The organism is Archangium violaceum (assembly GCF_016887565.1).
In the GTDB taxonomy this organism is placed as follows: Bacteria; Myxococcota; Myxococcia; order Myxococcales; family Myxococcaceae; genus Archangium; species Archangium violaceum_B.
Genome location: NZ_CP069396.1, coordinates 5,951,602 through 5,971,789 on the forward strand (window position 1 = coordinate 5,951,602; position 20,188 = coordinate 5,971,789).

Genomic DNA, 20,188 nt, shown 5'->3' on the forward strand with positions numbered 1-20,188 from the left:
GCTGCTGGCGGACGTGTTGCTCTTCGTGAGGTGTGGAGGCAGGCGGAGTTTATTGGCGTACGTGAAGGAAGGGCGTGGAGTGCGAGCGATACTGGAGCACCTGGGCTTGCTCACGGCAGGTGTGAACCTGGCCCGGGTGCAAGAGTCAACCCAGGCCGCGTGGTGTTGAGGCTTACGCCACCATAGAGCCAACAGGCCCAGTTCCTACCGCGCCCCCCATGGGAGGTCGGCCTGGGCAGGCGTGTTCCTCAAAGGGCTGCGCGGCCTCTCCACCGACCGGGCTCACTGCTCGAGCGGCCCCTGCCAGCGGCCCTCCTCGGCCCCTCCGCTCCAGCCCTCACCCTCAACACGGCCCTCTACAGGGGCCCTGGTGAGGGCGGCGCGGGAGCGGAGAGGGATGGGAGGGCCCCTGACGGGTACCAGGAGGGCTGTGCGCCGGGCCGGAGGAGAGGCGGTGCAGCCTGCTTTGGGCACACGCCGGCCCAGTCCACTCGCGGCGTCTGCTCCTTCCTGGCTGCTGCCTCAGGTGGCCTGGAGCGAATCCACACGACAGGCGGAACTGGCGAAGACTGCCCATGGACTCGAAAGACCAGGGCTTTTGGTCGGTGGCCATCTGAATGCTGGGGGGAACGAGGCAGGAGGTCCCAGATGGAGACGGGCTGGAGACCCAGAAGGACTCCAGTCCGTCACTCAACGATTCCGATTGCTGAGAGGGTCGGGGAGAAGAGTAGGGGTTGGTGGGCTTCCACGCCCGTAGCCGGTCGGCCGCTTCATTTCGCTATGATCCCGACCAACATGGCCCTGACCGACACATTCGAGGCGGAGCTCCGCATGGCCCTCGCCGAGGGACTCCTGTCGCAAGGAGAGGTGGACGCGCTCCGCGAGGAGGCCCGCCGGCTGGAGCGAAGCCCGCTGGAACTGCTCCGCGAGAAGGGCCGGCTCTCGGAAGAGACCCTCGTGCGCTTGATGGCCCAGGCGCGAGAGGCCAAGGCGCCCGGCGCCAGATACGCGGAGGAGACCGTCACAATCGAGAAACCTCAGGCCAGGCCAGCGCCGGAGCCCGCGGTAGCGGAACTCGGCCACCAGGAGACGACCGCCACCTCGGATGGGCTCACGGCCAGGCGAGAGCCTGTTCCGGACGCGCCGGCCTTCCCGGTCCCCAACTGGGATCGCTACCAGCCCGTGAGGTTCCTCGGACAGGGCGGCATGGGACGGGTGTTCCTCGCCTATGACCCGCGCCTGCGCCGCAACGTGGCCCTCAAGTTCGTGCGCAACGAGGACTCCGAGCACACCCGTCGCTTCATCTCCGAAGCCCGCTCCCAGGCCCGGGTGAACCACGAGCGGGTGTGCAAGGTGTACGAGGTCGGCGAGGTCCAGGGCCGCGTCTTCATCGCCATGCAGTACATCGACGGGCAGCCGCTGAGCGCGCTCGCACGCGAGCTGTCCGTCGAGCAGAAGGCCATGTTGCTCCGGGAGTCCGCCCTGGCGGTGCACGAGGCACATCGGGTGGGCCTCATCCACCGGGACCTCAAGCCCTCCAACATCATGGTGGAGCGGGGCGAGGATGGGGTCCTCAAGCCGTATGTGATGGACTTCGGCCTGGCGCGCGACTGGACCGAGCAGGGCACCGCCGACGGCACGGTGCTGGGGACGCCGCACTACATGGCGCCCGAGCAGGCCCGCGGCGAGATCGCCACGATGGACCGCCGGGCAGACGTCTACAGCCTGGGGGCCACGCTCTACGCACTGCTCACCGGAGCGCCCCCCATCCCCGGCAACAATGGCCTGGAGGTGGTGAACCGGATCGCCACCGAGGAGCCACGCCCGCCCCGCGCGCTCAACCCGGACCTGCCCGCGGACCTGGAAGCCATCACCCTCAAGTGCCTGGAGAAGGACCGCTCGGCCCGGTACGACTCGGCGCGCGCGCTGGCCGAGGACCTCGAACGGTTCCTCTCGGGCGAACCCGTCCAGGCCCGCGCCGCCGGACTGGGCTACCGGCTCCGCAAGAAGCTGCGCAAGCACCGCGCGATGGTGACGGTGGCCTCGGTGGCGCTCTCCCTGGTGGTGCTCGCGCTCGGGTGGGCGGGGCTGCAGCGCCGCGAGGTCAACCAGCGCGAGCGCCTGGCCCGCCGCTTCACCGAGCTGGTGGAGCATGTCGAGGCCATGGCGCGCTACTCCGGCCTGTCGCCGCTGCACGACATACGTGCCGACCGGCAGGACATCCGGGCGAAGATGACGGAGCTGGAGGCGGAGATCCAACGGGCTGGCCCGCTGGCCATGGGGCCCGGGCAGTACGCGCTCGGCCGCGGGATGCTCGCGCTCGGGGACGAGGTGAAGGCCCGTGAGCACCTCGAAGCGGCCTGGGCCCACGGCTTCCGCGAGCCCCGCGCGGCCTACGCGCTCGCGCTGGTGATGGGACGCATCTACCAGGCGCAGCTCCTGGAAGTGGAGCGCCTGCGCAACCCCGAGCAGCGCGAGGCCCGCCGGCGAGACATCGAGCGTCGCTACCGCGATCCCGCCATCGGATTCCTGCGGCAGAGCCAGGGCGCCGGGGTGCCCTCCTCGCGATACGTGGACGCGCTGCTCGCCTTCTACGAGGACCGCCTGGAAGAGGCCCTCGGCCACCTCGACGCGATCGGCGGCGGAACGCCGTGGTTCTACGAGTTCCCCCAGTTGCGCGGCGACATCCTAGTGGCCCGGGCCTCTCGGCGGTGGAACACCGGCCAGCGTGAGGCCGCGCTGGCCGACTTCGAGGCGGGCCGAAAGGCCTACGCCACGGCCGCCGCCATCGGCGAGAGCGTCCCGTCGGTGTCCCAGTCGCAGGGCGAGCTCGAATACGCCGAGCTGGTGATGGAGCTCTACAGCCAGGGAAACCTCAAGGCCCCCCTCACCCGTGGTCTCGCGGCGGTGGCGCGCGCGCTCACCGCTGACCCGGACCACTACGAATCCAAGGTGCTGGAGGCACGATTCCATCGCCGGGTGGCGGAGGACCTCATCGGCCGCGGCGAAGCGGCGGAGGAGCCTCTTCAGAAGGCGATCGCGGCCGCCCAGGCCGCCAGCTCCGTCGCGCCCGCGCGGCCCCAGGCCCGGCTCGAGCTGGGCAATACCTGGTCGCAATGGGCGCAGTACCGCACACGGCTCGGCCAGGATCCCCGCGAGCAGTTCGGCAAGGCGCTCGACAGCTTCGCGAGCCTCCCCCCCGAGGACCGGGACGCCACGTTCCACATGCACCTCGGACTGGTCCACAAGGGATGGGCCGATTACGAGGAGCTGGTCGGTCTGGACACGCAGGCGCACATGGGGAAGGCCATCGAGGCCTATCTCGCGGCGCTCCAGCTCGATGAGCGGATGACGAACGCGTGGATCAACCTGGGGATCGCATACCTGAAGCGGAGCGCCACCCCGCGAAGTAACGACCCGGATGGGGACTTGGAGAAGGCCCGGACCGCGCTCGACAAGGCGCGGGCGCTCAACCCCAAGCATGTGGTGGCCTACTTCTACGCGGCACAGCTGCAGGAGCAGCTCGCCGCGCGGCTGTCGCTCCATGGGAAGGACCCCCTGCCAGCCTTCGACATGGCAATCGACCTCTACCAGCAAGGCATCGCCTTGAACCCGGGCCTCCCCTACTTCCACAACGGCGCGGGGGCGGCGTTCTTCAGAAAGGGGGCCGAGGTCTGGAGCCGCGGCGGCGATCCCTTTCCCCTGTTCGACCAGGCCCAGGCCGCTTTCGAGCGCGCCGTTGCGCTGGGCCCCTCGGACGCGAGCGTCCACAACAACCTCGGTACCCTCCAGGTGGCACGAGCGCAGTACCAGCTCGCGCTCGGGAGGGAGCCGGCCGCCAGCGTGCGTGTGGCCGCGGAGTCCTATCGCAAGGCCCTCGGGCTCGTCCCGGACGAACCGCTCTACCGGGCCAATCTGGGCAAGGCCCTGGGCCTGCAAGCCGCCATCGAGCTGGAGCGCGGGAGAGAGCCGGGAGCGGCGATCCCGAAGGCGATGGAAGCGATCCAGGGCGCCCTGAAGCAGAACGCCCAGCTGGGCCGGGCCTGGCTCTACGTGGGGGAGATGCTGGAAATCCGAGCCCGCTGGCGGGCGCTGCAGCGAACGGCCCGCAGGGAGGACTTCGACGAGGCGGCAGCGGCCTTCCAGAAGGCCATCGACCTCGAGCCGGAGTACCAGGAGTACCAACTCGCCTTCGCCCGGTTCTGCCGGTGGTGGGCACTGTGGCAGGCCAGGGAGAAGGTGGGGATGCCCAACCCGGCCCTGACGCGGGGATTCTCGCTGGTGGAGGGACTACTGGCCTCCCGCCCCGAGTGGCCGGAGGTCCGGGCCCTCCGGGCAGGGCTGCTCCTGATTCAGGCGGAGACCGAGAGCCGTGCTTCGGAGCAGGTGCAGCTGCGGGACCGGGCGCGAGAAGACTTCCGCCAGGCGCTCACGGTCAATCCCAACCTCGAGCACGCATGGAAGGACTCCATTGAGCTCGCCAGGTCCGCGGTCCGCCCGTGACTCCAGGAGCTGTCACTCTCGACCGGCTGAGCGCTCGGCTCCCGGAGCCCGGGAGGCCTGACCGAGCTGGTTACGGCACCCCCATCTGAGCGGCAGTGAAATCAGCACTGAAATAGCCCACAATCAACGACTCTTGGCTGACATAAACCTGGGGGCTGATCCCAATACCATGCGTTACGTAGCCCACCGAGTACTGCTCGCTCCATGACTGACCATCGGAGGAGGTGGCATACCAGATGCCATCATTCATATAGCCGGTCCAGAACAAACACAGCACATTGTTGAAGACAACGACAGCGGGCTGGGTGTTAGGCATAATCATCGCATTGTTCACCGTATAGAGAGGGGTTGATGAACCGCTTACGGTATAGTTGATTGGAAACGCGGTACCAGCTGCGCCATTGATGAAAGTATAAGTATCACCCATGAATTGAGTGCTGGTGCCCGCCGCACCCGCACCCGCAGCCAAGGCCATCTGATTAGTCAGGGCAAAGCTCGGACCGAAGGGGCCGTTGACCTTGATGGCATCCCCACCACCCGGCGGGGGCTTGGGGGGGACAGGGACGGTGTTGTTCTGGTTCTGAGTGGCGTTATTCATTGTTCATCTCCATCGTCGTTGGGTGCGGTGCCCGCCGTGCCGCACGTTGGGACAACTCGGTGATTCGCGGGCGAAGTGAGAGTTAGCGAGACCTCGGACGGACATCGAACTTCGAGGTCTCGATGGCGGGCTGCTTCAGCTGCGCCACCAACTCGGAAGCCGTGTACGCGTGGCCGGCCTGAAGAGCCGGGTGGCTGGGCGCCAGCGGAATGAGCAGGTCTGAGTCCCCGGACTGGCTCCGAAGCCACAGCGCGACAACGCGCAACGCGGGGATCCGCAGGAGATTCAGCTCGTAGGCGCCCGCGGAGACGCGCGGATGCCCCTGGGCTTCGTCGAGCCGTGCGCGGGTCTCCTCCACGTGCGGCCCCTGGTGGATGCTGGAGAACTGGTGGCGCTGGGCGCTCGGGTCACAGGAGACCTCGATGGCCACCGGGGACGCCGCCTTCGAGACGATGTACCTCCAGCCGACCAGCAGGGCGTCCCCGAGTCCCTTCCCCTCGGCGAGGCTGTCCAGCCCGAGCTGGTAGACACGGTGTGGCAGGGAGGCGTCGGCGACATCGAGCGAGGCCAGGCTGTGCAACAGCGCATCACGGCTTCCGGCCAGAGCGCGGGTCCTGACCTCGAGCGCTTTCAGCGATTCGGCAGGAGCGTCGGAGTGTTTCAATCCCATGATTCAAGTCCTCACGCCTTCGTGATGTACGAGTAGATCCACATGTTCCCGGGGTTCCCGTGGAAGCCCTTCACGAGCGTGTCGTAAGGGACGTAGGTGCTGCTCAGGTCCCACGGGTTCTGCACCAGTACGAGGTCACCGGCGTCGTAGCCGGTCACCAACATGAAATGGGTGCCCCCTCCCGCCCACTGAACCTGCACACCGAGGGGAGCCCCCCGCGCCACCTGCTCACAGGTGTCCTCGTAGGACAGCGGCCCTTGCTGATAGCGCTCGAAGTGGCCGGTCTGTGTCAGCGCCTCCGCCAGGTACCAGGCGACGTTGTATTGGGCCGGGAGCGTTGACGCGTTGTCCGGCTTCACCCCGAGCACCACTCCCACAAGGGACTCCTGCGTCCAGGGCTGGGAGGGTTGATAGAAGCGCGCCGTGGTCGTCGCGACGGCGGCCCAGCACCAGTTGCTCCGCTGCTGTGGCTGCATCGTCACGGGCAGCGACGTGCCGAAGGCCACCTGCGTCCAGTTGCACCAGCCGCGTCCGGATGCCTCGTCCGTGCTCTCGGAGCTCCAGATGACACCGGCCTCGTCGATGAGCGCGAGCTCGAGGCGGTCGTGGAAGCCCGTCACGTCCAGGTTGAGGGCGGGCAGCGCCCCCGGGAAGGTCGCGAGCGGCTCCCAATCCGTCCCGGCTTTCAAGCGCGAGGTCAGCAGCCTGCCCGCTTGGTTGAGCGCGAAGAGTCGTACGCCTCCGCCGGGGAGCGGAGCCGCCGCGAGCCGCTGCGCCTGCTGGGGCGGCACCGCGGGAAGACCGGGCTCCGACGGCGGGTAGGGGATGGCACTCCAGCTGCTCCAGTCCGCGGCGGAAGACGGCGCCGCGCGGCAGGTCTGGATTCCATTGTTTTGGAGGACGAAGAGCTGCACCCCGCCCTCCGCGAGCGGGGCCACCGCGACCTGTTGGACCGGCTGGGACGCCGGAATCTTCGTCCAGGCCTCCCAGCTCCCGAGCTGCCCAGCGCACGTCAGCAACTGGCCCGTGGCTCCCACCGTGAAGAGCCGCAAGCCGCCCTGGGTGAGCGGGGCCACGTCGGCCTGGACGACGGAGCCGCTGCCTTCGACGCTGCTCCAGTCACTCCAGGGAGACTGCGCGTCGGCCGTCTCCATCCAGCAGGTGAGCAGTGCTCCGTTCTCCGACTGGACGGCGAACAGCTGGAGACGCCCATCGCTCAGAGTGCCCGCGGCGAGCTGGCTCAGCACAGGCGTCTGCTTCGACCAGGGCGTCCAGTGACTCCACGCCGGGCTGGCGCCGGAGCGCACCTTCCGACAGGTCAGTAGCAGGCCCTCGATGGTGAGGGCGAAGGCCTGAGACCTCCCGTTCGGCAGCCCTGTGGTAGTGATTTGCGTGAAGTTCATCATCGATTTCCTCGATTGCTATCTGTGGTGGGTAGAGCAATGGCCATGCAGACGTCTCGCGGCGAACAGGTGCATCGACACGTCGAAAGGGGGGCAATCAGGGCTTCTGCAGCACCAGCCCGAGTTCCCGGAGGCAGACCCCGGGCGCGGGAGCCTGCTTAGAGGGTGTTGAACTGGGGCGGGCAGGCACAACATGTAGTACCTACCCAGCAAGCAACCAAGTACAACATAATGGACTTGGAATTACTATTCCCAGCAGACTCCGAGGGCAGTTCAACACCCTCCCGTAGGGACAGCAGGGTTACGAGGATGGTTTGTGCATGTTCTCCTCCATGAGTCCGTCGGCGCGAGCGGGCTATCTGATCTGCATTTGTTCACCAATTCTTGGCATCTGGCGCCTTGGTGAGAGCTAATTTGCCCGCCCAGTCACCTTTTTGGCTGTGATGCGCATTACTCTCCAACTATGAAATGCCTCATTGCGCTCACGCTTTCTCAAACAGGGGGTGGAGCAGGGGGCGGAGGCGGGAGGGAGCCTGTCCTTGGGTATGAAGGAGCGCACACTGCGCTTGGACTGGGCGGGACCAGAGCGCGTGGCGTTGAGCCATCACGGTGCGGTTCCCAGTCGCCCACGCCCCTGCTGCCTCCCGCTGCCGGACGGCGTTTTCGTTCCGCTCAACCAGCAGTGGCGGCTGGAGGCCGTGACTCAATCGGCGCCCACCGGCTCCGCCAATCTGCTTGAGCTCCCACTCGAGGTGCTGAGCGATGGCTCCCCTTCGATCCCGGCGATCTCCGAGGCCAGCCTTCACGTTGACTCCAGCAAGCTCGGCGCCGTGAGCCAGCTGTGGTGGGTGTGCCACCGCTGCGCCTTCTTTGGCGCCCCCGAGTTCGAAGCGACGAGCCAGCCGCCCACCCGGATCAAGGCCAGTGTGCGCGTGCTCGGAGGCGTCAGCCCGGACCAGGCCGACGGCATCCCCTGGATCGACATCACGGACGCCACCGTGAAGCTGGCCGATGTGGAACGTGTCCAGGGCGGTCTGACCCGAGGCGGGTTCTACACCACGCGCATGAGCCTCGAGCTCGATGCCACCACCCGGGCGAGGCTCGTGGCCGCGCCTGGGGCAAACCTCATCCAGTTCCGTTTCAACGGGACCGATGGTGAGTCCAATGGCTACCGCGTCCTCGACCTCCAACTGCGAGACGCCCAGGATACCAGCCTGGCCAGCAACCCCGTGCGGTTCGCCGACATCCAGGTCGAGAGGAAGTCGCGATGCCGTTGCAGTATCCCGACTGGAACGCCTGGCTGCCCACGATCCATCCGCTCGACGTATGGCCCACGGGGGCCAGCAGCGCCGGTTCCTTCGAGAACGGAGCCCAGTGGTCGCAAAGCAGCCGCACCCATCCCAAGGCCAGTGCGGACCAGATCGAGGCGTGGCTCGAGGCCCACAAGAATCCCAACGGGCAGTATGGGGACTGGAGCCATCTGACCCCGAGCGAGCGCAACGAGGCGCAGGGTTACTTCAGCGCCTTTGGCTGGGAGGCCTACCGCTTCCTGGGCGGGGGCCGCGGCAATCACATCGCCAGCTCCGGCGAGTACGGTGCACAGGTCGGTGCCCGTCTCCTGGCCGCGCGCGCCGCCAGCTCCACGACGGACAGTGATCCGGCGTCCTTCACCACCAATGCCTTCATCGAGCGCGCCGTCATGAGCATGCTCCACTGGAACGTCATCAAACAGTGGGAGTGGGCCCACACCCATGGGCTCGAAGGCAATCAGCAGTGGTTCATTGGCGACTTCAACGCCGCCACCCGGACCTGGAGAGGCCGGGGTGAAGTGCGAGGCTGGCCCTTCAACACGGTGAGCGTGTTCTTCCTGGCTCCGCACATGCTCTACCAGGCAGACGAGACCTCCACGGGCAAGGTCACCCGGGAGTGGTACCTGGCCTGGGAGCGCTCCAACATCGTGGGCTCGTACTACCGGACCAACGCGTGGTACCAGATGCAGGTCTCCATCAACCCGGGCGCCCAGGGCGATTGGGTGAACTTCTCGGTGGACTGGCCCTATCTGACCGGCTTCGACGAGCTCCTGTCGGCGAGCGTGGGCACCTCGACACCCGCGCACGCGAACGCGGCCTTCCTGAGTGACATCCGGCTGCTGCAGGCCCGCATCAAGTCGGCCCAGTACGTCAACAACGACATTCCGCTCTACGTGCCGACCCAGACCGGCAGCCTCATAGACAACCGCGGACGCTTCGGCCGGGCGCAGACCCTGAAGCACCTGACTCCCACCAATTTCATGGACCAGGCGACGACCCAGGGCACCAGCAAGACGCCCTTCAGCAAGCTCGATCAACTCCAACCGGGCCTGTACCTGAAGGTGCTCAACGGGGCGATGAACCAGTTCAATGTCCTGTACACCGACACCGAGCCCGCGAACTGGCGGCGTTGCGACCCGGCCAACACGGAGTTGGGAGAGAGCGAGCCGTATGCCGGGTTCGCGTTCTGTGTGGACCAGACCCGCAATCCCCTGGCTCAGCCAGCACCGGGCAACTTCGTGATGAACGCGGTGAACGGAAGGGTCACGGCCGAGCAGTCGCAGCAGTATGGAATCTGGAAAGCCACGCAGCTGGGTGCCGATGCGCAGCGCATCCAGAAGTGGCGCGAGTGGACCTCGCGTCTCTGGCCTTGAACCAAGAGCGGCCCAAGGAGAACACGATGAGCACCTTCACCACTGCCGACGGATGCAACCTGGACTACCACATCGCTGGCTCGAGCCAGCGCACCCTGGTGCTGTTGCACGGCTGGTCGCAGTCGCGCGCGATGTTCGACCGGGTGATTCCCTTGCTGGCCAGGCACTACCGTGTCATCAGCTACGACCAGCGTGGCCACGGGGAATCCGGCCACCCCACGCACGGCGCTCGCATCGCCCGGCTCGCGCGCGACCTCGATGAGCTCCTGACGCACCTCGGTATCGAGCGGGCGGACCTCGCGGGCCACTCCATGGGGGCGTCGGTGCTGTGGAGCTACCTCGACCTGTTCGGCTCCGCGAAGGTGAACTCGCTCATCATCATCGACCAGCCCAGCGCCTGCACGATCCTGCCCTGGTTGAACAAGACCGAGGCGACTGAAGTGGGTGCCATCCTGGACTTCCCCGGTGCCGAGGCCTTCTGCAAGGGTGTTGTCGGTCCCGACGCGGCGGCCGTGCGGCACAACTTCCTCGTCTCCATGCTCACCAGGCAGATCTCCGACGAGGACCTGGCGTGGCTCTACCAGGAGAACCTCAAGCTCGACGGCGGCTTTGGCTCACGGCTGCTGCTGGATCACATCATGCAGGACTGGCGTGACGTGTTGCCACGCATCGACGTGCCGACTCTGGTGATCGCCGGCGAGGTCAGCCACGTCAACCCGGCATCGCAGAAGTGGAGCGCCGAGCAAATCCCCGGTGCCCAGCTGCGCACCTTCACCGCCGAGGAGGGGGGCTCGCACTTCCCGTTCTTCGAGCGGCCGGAGCCCTTCGCGGCCGCCCTGCGCTCCTTCCTCGACGCCTGGTCGGCGCCGCGTGCCCGGGCAGCAGCCGCCTCGTGAATAGGATGGGGCCATGAGCGCCCTGGGAGGGTCACTTGTTTGGATCGGCCTGTGGACCCACCTTGTGGCTGGGGACGGAGGAGTAGCCGCTCGGAACCACGGACCCAAGCGCACCGCGCAGTGTTGACGACGCATTGATCGCGGAGATCACCGACGAGTTCAGCTGGAAGTCCCCCGTCGAGTTGGTGGCGTAGTTGGCCGCGCAATTGCGGCCCAAGGCGGACTTGCAACTGCCATTCGCCGTCGACAGGTTTGAATCGAGCGGGGCGAAGACCTTGTTCGTACTGGATTGGAAGATGGGAAAGAAGTACGAGGCCGTCGAGAAATAGTTGCCTTCGATGAGCGAAACCACGTCATCGCTCGCACCAATTCCCATGTAGTAGTTGCCATCGTAGTAGTTGTTGACGATGTGCACCGTTCCGCCGCTCGCGGCCGACGACTGCTTGCCCAGCTCCGGCGACCTGCCGGAAGTGTTGTAGATCTTGTTCCCGGCCAACGTGATGGTTTGATTCTCCCCGACCAGGAGCATCACCCAGTAGTGCTTGCCGTTGCAGTAGTGGCCATAGTCCGTCGTTCCGTCGAAGAAGTTGTTGGAGATGGTGACGTTCTGCGCCGTTCCCCAACCCGTCACGATCATCTGACGCCCGATTCGCGCGAAATAATCGTGGTCGATCCAGACCCTGCTGGCATTGTCCAGGGTGATCGCATCGCCAGCCCAGATGATTCCCTCGTTGATGTCCGTGATCGAGAGATTGCGGATGATGACGTTGGAGGTTCCTCCCTTGACGATCAAGCCCTTGCCCTTGATACCAGCGTTCGCGCCGATCCCGATGAGGGTCTTGTTGGAACCCACCAGGAGGGGCGTCTGTCCGGCCGCATCGTAGGTGATGTTGTAGGTAGACCTGCCCGAGCAATAGCTCGAGAAGTTGAGGATCCTTTCGTACTTGCCGTTCACCGAACAGTTGTTGTGCGAGTACGTGCACCCGAGGCTCGTCTTCGTGCCTTCAGTGCCGCGGAAGTCGATGACGGTACTGAGCTGCACGATTCGCCGGGTCGTATCCTGGCAGACTCCGTTCACCTCCGAGCCGCAGAGCGCCGCTTTCAGCTGTGCCGGCGTGCTCACCGTGACCACGGTCCCGCCCTGGCCGCCGGTGACAGACGCACCGAAGCCGACCGGCGCCGAGGAGCTTCCGGAGCCTGCGCTCTGCTTCCACAGTTGGTTTGGGGTCCCATTCCAGTAATGCTGGATGATCGCGGTTCCGTCAGCGGTCTGAGAATCCTTCACGTCCATCGCGAGCCCGCTCAGTTTCGAGACGATGCTCACTGAGCCTCCGCTCTGATCGGTGAGGGTCCATTTCTGATTGTCGTTGCCGCTGCAGTTGTACTGCTGCAGCTGAGTTCCCGCGGAGGTCGAGAACCCGGTCACGTCAACGCACTTTCCACTGCCGACATTCTTGAAGCTGAAGTAGCCGGAGGATTCCTGAGTCACGGTCCACTGCTGGAACGTGGAACCGGAGCAGGTTTGAAGCTCGAGAAGAGCGCTGTCTGCCGTGCTCGAGCCTTTGACTCCCACACACTTGCCACTCGCAGCGCTGACGAGCGGGGCGGTGCTCCCGGAAGCCAGGCTGGGTGATTGGAGGGAAGCTGACGTGACCTCCTCTTCCTCCGAGTTCTCAGGGGCAGCACAACCGGCGCCCACCAGGAGCGCAAGAGCGGAAAGTCTTCCAACGAGGCTCTGGATTTCCATGTTAGCGCTCACAATCCGTGGTTTTCTGGTGTTTGTCAAGCCACTCTGGCCTCGTTTTCTGCCCCCCTCTCTTGACGTAATCCTCGGACTTGCATAGAAGTCGTGCATTACAAGTTTAACGGCTTTGCGTATGGTTTTTTCACAAACACTGGAAGCCCCGGTCAAAGGGCCTCTGGACGGATTCGAGATCGAGGAGGCACCATGCGTAGCAAACTGTTCGGCGGCCTGGCCGTCATGCTGCTGGTTTCCGGGGCCCAGGCGGCCAACGGCAAATACGTCGAGAAACTCGGCCGCGGCGTGGTCGCCGTCCCGGCGGCCAGAGGCATGCTGGTGAGCTGGCGTCTGCTCGGCACCGATCCCTCGGGCATCGGCTTCAACGTCTACCGCGATACCACCAGGCTCAACAGCAGTGTGCTCACCGGCGGCACCAACTACACCGACACGGTGGGCACCACCAGCTCGACCTACACCGTCAAGCCGGTTCTCAACGGTGTCGAGCAGTCCGGCAGCAGCGCCACGGTGCTGGCCAACCCCTACCTCAAGATCGCTCTCCACAAGCCCGCCGGCGGCACCACGCCCGACGGTGTGGCCTACACCTACGAAGCCAATGACGGCTCGGTGGCCGATCTCGACGGCGATGGCGAATACGAGCTCGTGCTCAAGTGGCAGCCGACCAATGCCAAGGACAACTCCCAGTCTGGCTACACCGGCAACACCTACATCGATGCCTACAAGCTCAACGGCAAACGCCTGTGGCGCATCCATCCGGGCAAGAACATCCGCGCTGGCGCACACTACACCTCGATGGTCGTGTATGACCTCGACGGAGACGGCAAGGCCGAAGTGATGATCAAGACCGCCGACGGCACCGTCGACGGCAAGGGCACGGTGATCGGCTCCAGCTCGGCCGACTACCGCAACAGCTCCGGCTACATCCTCTCCGGCCCGGAATACCTGACCGTCTTCAACGGTGCCACCGGTGCCGCCATGGCCACCACCGACTACCTGCCCGCGCGTGGCACCGTGTCAAAATGGGGCGACAGCTACGGCAACCGCGTGGACCGCTTCCTCGCCGGCGTGGCCTATCTCGACGGCACCCGGCCCTCCGCCGTGTTCTCTCGCGGCTACTACACCCGCGCGGTGATCGTGGCCTGGGACTGGCGTGACGGCAAGCTGACCCAGCGCTGGCTCCACGACAGCCCGACCTCTGGTTCGGGCGCCTACGGCGAAGGCGCGCACTGGTTCAGCGTTGCCGATGTGAACAACGACGGCAAGGACGACATCATCTACGGCGCCGCCACGCTCAACAGCGACGGGAGCCTGCTCTACCGCACCGGCCTCGGCCACGGCGATGCGCTGCATGTCGGCGCACTCAACCCGAACCGCAACGGCAAGCAGGTCTTCATGGTGCACGAGGATCCGGCCAGGTACGGCAGCGGTCGCGGCATGGAAATGCATGATGCCGCCACCGGTACCATCCTGTGGGGCTACGGTTCGGGTGCAGACGTCGGCCGCGGCATGTGCGCGGATATCGACCCGGCCGATCCGGGAGAGGAGTGCTGGAGCAGCGCCGGTTGGGTGTTGATGAGCGCTTCTGGCGTGCAGATCTCCTCGACCAGGCGCCCGAGCAGCGTGAACATGGCCGTGTGGTGGGATGGCGACCTCTCGCGCGAACTGCTCGACGGCGTGAACATCGACAAATGGGTGCCCAGCTCCCTGAGCCTGACCCGCCTGCTCACCGCTTCGGCTTATGACGCCGCGTCCAACAACAGCACCAAGGCCAACCCGGTGATCGCCGCCGACATCCTCGGTGACTGGCGCGAAGAGGTCGTGCTGCGCAACAGCGATAGTACCGCCCTGCTGCTCTTCACCACCCCGGTGGAAACCAGCTACCGCATCCCGACGCTGATGCACGATCCGCAGTACCGTGCGCAGGTTGCCGGTCAGAACATGGGTTACAACCAGCCTGCCCACCCGAGCTTCTTCCTCGGCAACGGCATGGGCAGCGTGACCCTGCCAGCGATCCGCACGCCCTGATTGATCCGCGTTGCGAGGCCGGGAGTGCGTCAACGGGCACGGGGCGTGTCTCCGCTTCGCTCCGCACGGTCAGGCCATCTCCAGCGCCCGTGTCTCGTGCCGTGCCTCGGCGGTGCCGTCCACCAGCACCCCATCGGCAATCCGCACCACCCGGCGGGCGCGGCGCATCACCCGTGGGTCATGCGTGGAGAAGAGGAAGGTGACGCGGCGGGTGCGGTTGAGCTCCTCCATCAGGTCCAGAATCTGCTCGCTGGTGGCGGAGTCCAGGTTCGCGGTGGGCTCGTCGGCGAGCACCAGCTGCGGCTGGGTGACGAGTGCCCGTGCGATGGCCACGCGCTGCCGCTGGCCGCCGGACAGCTCGTCCGGGCGGTGGTGCAGGAACCGCGACAACCCCACGTCCGCGGCCACGCGCTCGGCGCGCTCGCGCAGCGTCCGCCTCGACTCGCCACCGATGAGGCAGGGGAACTCGATGTTCTCCAGCACGTTCAGCACGGGGATGAGGTTGAAGGCCTGGAAGATGAAGCCGATCTTCCGGTTGCGCAGCCCGGCCAGGTCGTTGAAGTCGCGGTCCCCCACCTCCTCGCCCTCCAGCAGATAGGAGCCGGAGGAGGCACGGTCGAGCAGTCCGATGATGTTGAGCAGCGTCGTCTTGCCGGAGCCGGAGGGACCCATCACCACGGTGAACTCGCCGCTCTGCACCTCGAGGTCCACGCCGCGCAGCGCGGTGACGGTGGTCTTTCCCAGGTTGTATGCCTTGTGGATGTTCTTCAGTTGAATGAGGGCCATGGTTGGTTCCTTGGGGGGAATGCGGGTCAGAAGAAGAGGCGCGCGCTCAGCAGGGCGCGCCAGTCGGCGGCGGAGAGGCTTCCTTCGGTGATGCGCTCGCCGGCCACCTCGGCGGCAAGGGACTTCACGCCGGGCAGGGGGATGAAGACAGAGCCGGAGAGGGTGAGCCACTCGCGCGCGCTCCAGGACACCTGCGGGATGAGCTGGCCGGAGAGGTCTCCGAGGTTCACCACCGCCGAGGCGCCGAGGACGAAGTCGTCCGCCACCTGGGGCTTGCTGTACTGCAGGAAGAGGTAGTGGCGGCGCAGCGGCTCGAAGGTGAACTTCTGCGGCGAGCCGGGGTCCGTGGCGGCGCCGGTGGGGCCGAGGCGGGCGGTGAGCGCCTCGGCCTGCTCGGGCGTGAGCCGCGCCAGCAGCCGCCGTCCCTGGCCCAGCAGCCCCACGTAGTCGGCGAACTCGCGGGCGCTGTAGCCCTCTCCGTTGAAGTAGTACTCGGCCGACAGCGTGGCGTTGTCCTCGAAGAGATAGCGGGCTCCCACCAGCACCTTGGCGCGCATGCCGCGGTCGTCCACGTGCGTGAGGGACAGGGGCGGGGTGCCGGACAGCGTGCACCCGAGGAGGGCCTCGGGGCTCGGTGTGCAGGCAGGGGCCGCGTACATCCGGGAGGAGCCCGCCTGCACCAGCGCCTCCAGGTGCACCTCGGTGGCATCGAAGACGCGCGAGAGGGAAAGTCCCACCCGGCTCTTCTCCCGGAAGGCATCGTTGTAGAGGTGGGTGAAGTGGTAGGTGAGTGTGACGTCCGTGTCCGCCACCAGGGCGTAGAGGCGCGCGGCCGCGGCCCAGTGGGCCTCCTCGTCGCGGTCGTCCAGCGCCGGGTTCCGAACCGCCTCGGCGGTGGGGTAGTCCGGGTAGACGAGCAGCGAGGTGGGCAGGCCCGCGTACTGGCGCAGCACCTTCGCCGCGCCCACCAGGGACACGCTGAAGTGCTCGAAGGGCAGCTCCACCCGCGCGAGCCACGCGCCCGCGCGCTGCCCGGCCGGGTCGGTGGGGTCCTTGGGCGGGTTGAGCAGGTCCGTGGGGTTGAAGGCCATGCCGCTGCCCCACACCACGCGCTTCTTGCCCAGGGTGAGGTTCAGGTGGGGCGTGGCCTCCCAGGCGGCGAACAGCTCGCTCACCACGGCGGAGGGCCGGTAGAGCGGCACGTCCTGCTCGGCCAGCGCCACCTCCTCGCCCTGCGTGTCCACGCCTCGGAAGAGGCCCGCCCACTGCCAGAAGAGGGACAGGTCCGCGCCGGCCGACAGCCGCGGGCCGTAGCGCAGCTTCACCTGCATGTTGCCCTCGCTGAGGTGGGTCAGCGCGGGCACTCCGGTGGCGGGCACCAGGCCCCCGGGGGACACGTGCGACCCGGTGAAGCGCGTGTCCAGATAGCCCGTGGTGGTGGCTTCGAGCTTCGCCTCCGGCGCCTCCACCGGGGCGGCCTCCGCCTCCTGGGGAACGGCGGCCAGCAGCAGCAAGGTGAGCAGGGGGTTCATGGTGGGACTCCGGGAGAGCGAGAGGGGAGGGGTCAGCGGCCGAGATCGTCGAGGACGAAGCGGCCGGCGGCGGGCCGCACGCGCGCGTCGAAGGAGTCGACGGTCAGCTCGCTGAAGCGCTTGATGGCGATCATGTTCTTCATCACCACGCGCGAGGGGCGCCTGAATCCGTCGAAGCTCTTCACCTCGAGGAACTCGGCGGCGCGCAGCATCTTGCCGCTCGCGGTGTAGAACTCGCCCTTGAGGGGCAGGGTGTCCTTCTTCGCCACCCACAGCTTGATGCGGTCGTAGCCGGCGTCCTCCGTCTTCGCCTCGAGCTCGAGCAGGTACGCCTCCGGCATGGACGGGTCCTCCACCACCTGGGCGGAGTAGTCGCGGGCGTAGTGGGTGCGCAGGACGTCGGCGTTGTTGAAGTCACCGCCCTGGAAGGAGTCGCGGTTGGCCATGCGCACCGAGCGCTTGAGGTTGGGCATGTACAGCCAGGCGTTGTCGCCCTGGCTCAGAATCTCCTGCCCACGCGCGGCGGCCGGCTCCTGGAACCAGATGCGGGCCTTGTTGTCGCCGGCCTTGAGCATCCGCATCTTGTAGGCGCGGGTGGAGCCGTCATCGCGGTGGGCCACCATCGTCATGGTGGCCTCGAAGTTGAGGGGCGCCATGATGGCGTCGTACTTCTGGAGGAGCTCCTCGGCGCTCGGGGTGGCCGCGCTGGCGGCCAGGGGCAGCAGGACGAGCAGGGACAGCAGTTTCCAATGGGTCTTCATGGTTTTGTTCCTCGGGAAATCCGGGTGGGGAAACGTCACGCTCCGCGCAGAGCCTCCACGGGGCGCAGGCGCGCGGCGCGCAGGGCGGGCGAGACGGCGGCGAGGCTGGCGCCCACGGTGGTGGCCACCACCGCGATGGCCACCTGGTAGCCGGCCACCTCGGGGAGCAGCGTGAAGGCCTGCGTCTTGTCGATGGGGATGGTGAGTCCGCCCCTCGCCACCGCGAGGGCCACCAGTCCGTAGGCCCCCCCCACGCCGAGCGCGGCGCCGAGCAGCGCCTGCACCACGGCCTCCAGGACGAAGAGGAGGGCAATCCTCCCGCGCCGCACGCCCACCGCCATCATGGTTCCAATCTCGCGGGTGCGCTCCAGCACGCTCATCAGCAGCGTGTTGGCCACGCCGAAGATGGCGATGATGAGGAAGAGCGTGCCGATGAACAGCAGGATGGTGCCCTGGATGCGGAGGGTCTCGCCCACGGCGGGTTGCAGCTCGCGCCAGGTGCGCACCTCGTAGTCCGCACCGAGCGCCGCGCGCAGACCGGCGGCCACCTGGTCCACGTCCGCGCCCTCCTCCACGGCCACCACGTACTCGGTGGCGCGGCCCCGCATGCGCAGCAGCTCCTGCGCGAAGGGGAGGGGCACGTAGAGGACGCGCTTGCTCAGGGCGAGCACGCTGCCCGACAGCGTGCCGGCCACGTCCACGTCCAGGACGTTCTCCTTTCCCCCCTTCGTGGTGGCCTGCAGGGTGAGGGTGGCGCCCGGCCTGGCACCGAGGGCCGTGGCCAGCTCGCCGCTCATCAGGGCGCCGCGGGGTGTGTCGGCGGAGAGGCGGGTGCCGCGCACCTGCTGGGTGGCCCGAGGCAGTACCTGCTTCTCGCGCTCCGGGTCGATGCCCTGGGCCATGAAGATGGTGGCGGAGCTGCCGTTGCTCACCAGGCCGGAGAAGACGAGCCGCGGGGTGACGGCGGCCACGCCGGGAACGCGGCGCATGGCGTCCTCCAGGGCGCCCCCCTCCTCGAGGTCCAGCTTGAGCGGCTGGCGGTCGCGCTGCTCGAAGTAGCCCTTGTGGTGCACCTGCAGGGCGCCCACGGAGGACTTCACCGTTTCATCGATGAGGTAGCGCTGCGTGCCGTGGATGAAGGCGCCGATCAGCAGCGTCATCAGGATGCCGAAGGTAACGGCGCCGGTGGTGAGGGCGCTTCGGGCCTTGCTGCGGGCCACGTTGCGCACGGCGAGCATCAGGAGCGGAGTCATGGGGGTCTCCAGGGTGGGGTGGGTCAGCGGCCGGCGAGCGCCTCGACGGGGCGCAGGCGGCTGGCGCGCCAGGCGGGGTAGAGGGAGAAGACGGCCGCGCCGGCGGTGGCGAGCAGGACGATGCGCACCAGGTAGCCCACGTCCACGTAGGGGCGGATGTCGAAGGGGACGCTGATGGTGGGAGCGGTGAAGATGATGCCGCGGTGGTTCAGCCACGCGCTGAGGCCGGCGCCGAGCAACGCGCCCAGCGTGGCCCCCGTCGCGCCCAGGACCACCGCCTCCGCGAGGAAGAGGCCCATCACCTTCCCGCGCCGGAGGCCCACCGCCATCATGGTGCCGATCTCGCGCGTGCGCTCGATCGCGCTCATCAACAGGGTGTTGGCCACACCGAGCAGCATCAGGACCAGGAAGACGGCGGCGATGAGGCCCATGGAGGCGTCATCGCGCGCCTTGCCCTCCTTCACCTGGACGAGGATGTCGTCCCAGGTGTGGACCTCGTAGTCGGGGCCGAGCGCCTCGCGCAGGCGGGCGGCCACCTGGGGCGCCTCCTCCAGCCGGTGCACCGCCACGGCGAGCTCGGTGGCGCGCCCCTCCATGCGCAGCAGACGCTGGGCGAGCGCCAGCGGAACCACGGCCGTCTTCGGCTCGTCGGGCATGACCGAGCGGGTGGCGCCGGTGACGTGCACCAGCTCGCCGTTGAGGGTGCCGTCGCGATCCGGGGCGAGGAACACCGCCTCGCCGCCCTGTTGTGTGCCGAGCGCGTTGGCGACCGTCTCGGCGAGCAGGATGCCGTCGGGGGAGTCGAAGCGAGAGCCCGGCGCGAAGGTGCTCGCGCGGTTGGGGCACACCGCGCTCTCGGCGGTGGGATCCATGGCGGTGGCGGCGAGGAAGAGGCTCTCGTCGTTGGCGCCGAGGGAGCCGGCGAACTGGATGCGCGGGGACACCGCCTTGACGCCCTCGACGGCGCGCACCTGTGCGAGGAAGGCCTCGTCGATGGCGAAGTCCATGGTCAGCGGGGTGGAGAGGACGTTGTCCAGGTAGCCCGCCCGGTGCACCTGCAAGGCTCCGGTGGCGCTGGAGGTGATGTTCGTCACCATGGCCCGCTGCAGCCCGTTCATCATGGCGCGGGTGAGCACGGCTGCCCCGACGCCCACCATGAGGGCCGCGAGGGTGATGAGGGTACGGCGGCGGTTACGGGCAACGTTGCGAAGGGCAATGCGGAAGAGGGGCCACATCGAGTGCTCCAGGACGGCTGGCCAGCGCACCGTCGCTGGCGACCTGGGCGACCCCATGAGCACCTCCCATGCCAATGCCCCTCT

13 protein-coding genes are annotated in these 20,188 nt (G+C 67.2%); 4 read left to right on the forward strand and 9 right to left on the reverse strand.

Annotated elements, in window-relative coordinates:
* The first annotated feature begins 795 nt into the window (after nt 1-795).
* Nucleotides 796-4,503: a serine/threonine-protein kinase gene (locus JRI60_RS24120; RefSeq protein WP_204228237.1), complete on the forward strand. Its 3,708-nt coding sequence runs from the start codon at nt 796-798 to the stop codon at nt 4,501-4,503.
* A gap of 70 nt (nt 4,504-4,573) precedes the next feature.
* Here JRI60_RS24120 and JRI60_RS24125 read toward each other — a convergent pair whose 3' ends face one another.
* From JRI60_RS24125 to JRI60_RS24135, 3 genes are all read right to left on the reverse strand, one after another.
* Nucleotides 4,574-5,101 (reverse strand): hypothetical protein, encoded by a 528-nt coding sequence (locus JRI60_RS24125; protein ID WP_204228238.1) that lies wholly within the window; start codon nt 5,099-5,101, stop codon nt 4,574-4,576.
* An 82-nt stretch (nt 5,102-5,183) separates the two neighbouring features.
* Nucleotides 5,184-5,771 carry a hypothetical protein gene (locus tag JRI60_RS24130; RefSeq protein WP_204228239.1) on the reverse strand — a complete coding sequence of 196 codons (588 nt, stop codon included), beginning with the start codon at nt 5,769-5,771 and terminating at the stop codon, nt 5,184-5,186.
* An 11-nt stretch (nt 5,772-5,782) separates the two neighbouring features.
* Complete coding sequence (locus JRI60_RS24135; protein ID WP_204228240.1) at nt 5,783-7,174, reverse strand: papain-like cysteine protease family protein; 1,392 nt, start codon at nt 7,172-7,174, stop codon at nt 5,783-5,785.
* 1,267 nt (nt 7,175-8,441) lie between these two features.
* On the opposite strand from JRI60_RS24135, the gene JRI60_RS24140 reads away from it, so the two are divergent.
* A complete protein-coding gene (locus JRI60_RS24140) occupies nt 8,442-9,857 on the forward strand; it encodes a hypothetical protein (RefSeq protein ID WP_204228241.1) in 1,416 nt (471 codons plus the stop codon).
* Nucleotides 9,858-9,883: 26 nt separating this feature from the next.
* On the forward strand, nt 9,884-10,753 hold the full coding sequence (locus JRI60_RS24145; RefSeq protein WP_204228242.1) for an alpha/beta fold hydrolase: 870 nt from the start codon (nt 9,884-9,886) through the stop codon (nt 10,751-10,753).
* A gap of 31 nt (nt 10,754-10,784) precedes the next feature.
* On the opposite strand, the gene JRI60_RS24150 is transcribed toward JRI60_RS24145, so the two are convergent.
* Nucleotides 10,785-12,500 (reverse strand): RICIN domain-containing protein, encoded by a 1,716-nt coding sequence (locus tag JRI60_RS24150; RefSeq protein WP_204228243.1) that lies wholly within the window; start codon nt 12,498-12,500, stop codon nt 10,785-10,787.
* Nucleotides 12,501-12,701: 201 nt separating this feature from the next.
* Between JRI60_RS24150 and JRI60_RS24155 the strand changes: the two genes are divergently transcribed.
* The gene (locus tag JRI60_RS24155) at nt 12,702-14,537 is read left to right on the forward strand and encodes a rhamnogalacturonan lyase (RefSeq protein WP_204228244.1); all 1,836 of its coding nucleotides are present in this window, start codon (nt 12,702-12,704) and stop codon (nt 14,535-14,537) included.
* A 69-nt stretch (nt 14,538-14,606) separates the two neighbouring features.
* On the opposite strand, the gene JRI60_RS24160 is transcribed toward JRI60_RS24155, so the two are convergent.
* The 5 genes from JRI60_RS24160 to JRI60_RS24180 are packed head-to-tail and all read right to left on the reverse strand — an operon-like array spanning nt 14,607 to nt 20,161.
* The gene (locus JRI60_RS24160) at nt 14,607-15,323 is read right to left on the reverse strand and encodes an ABC transporter ATP-binding protein (RefSeq protein ID WP_204228245.1); all 717 of its coding nucleotides are present in this window, start codon (nt 15,321-15,323) and stop codon (nt 14,607-14,609) included.
* A gap of 26 nt (nt 15,324-15,349) precedes the next feature.
* Nucleotides 15,350-16,855 carry a hypothetical protein gene (locus JRI60_RS24165; protein WP_204228246.1) on the reverse strand — a complete coding sequence of 502 codons (1,506 nt, stop codon included), beginning with the start codon at nt 16,853-16,855 and terminating at the stop codon, nt 15,350-15,352.
* A gap of 32 nt (nt 16,856-16,887) precedes the next feature.
* Entirely contained in the window at nt 16,888-17,616 is a 729-nt protein-coding gene (locus tag JRI60_RS24170; protein WP_204228247.1) for an outer membrane lipoprotein-sorting protein, read from the reverse strand.
* A 35-nt stretch (nt 17,617-17,651) separates the two neighbouring features.
* Entirely contained in the window at nt 17,652-18,869 is a 1,218-nt protein-coding gene (locus JRI60_RS24175; protein WP_204228248.1) for an ABC transporter permease, read from the reverse strand.
* A 23-nt stretch (nt 18,870-18,892) separates the two neighbouring features.
* The gene (locus tag JRI60_RS24180; protein ID WP_204228249.1) at nt 18,893-20,161 is read right to left on the reverse strand and encodes an ABC transporter permease; all 1,269 of its coding nucleotides are present in this window, start codon (nt 20,159-20,161) and stop codon (nt 18,893-18,895) included.
* Nucleotides 20,162-20,188: the final 27 nt, after the last annotated feature.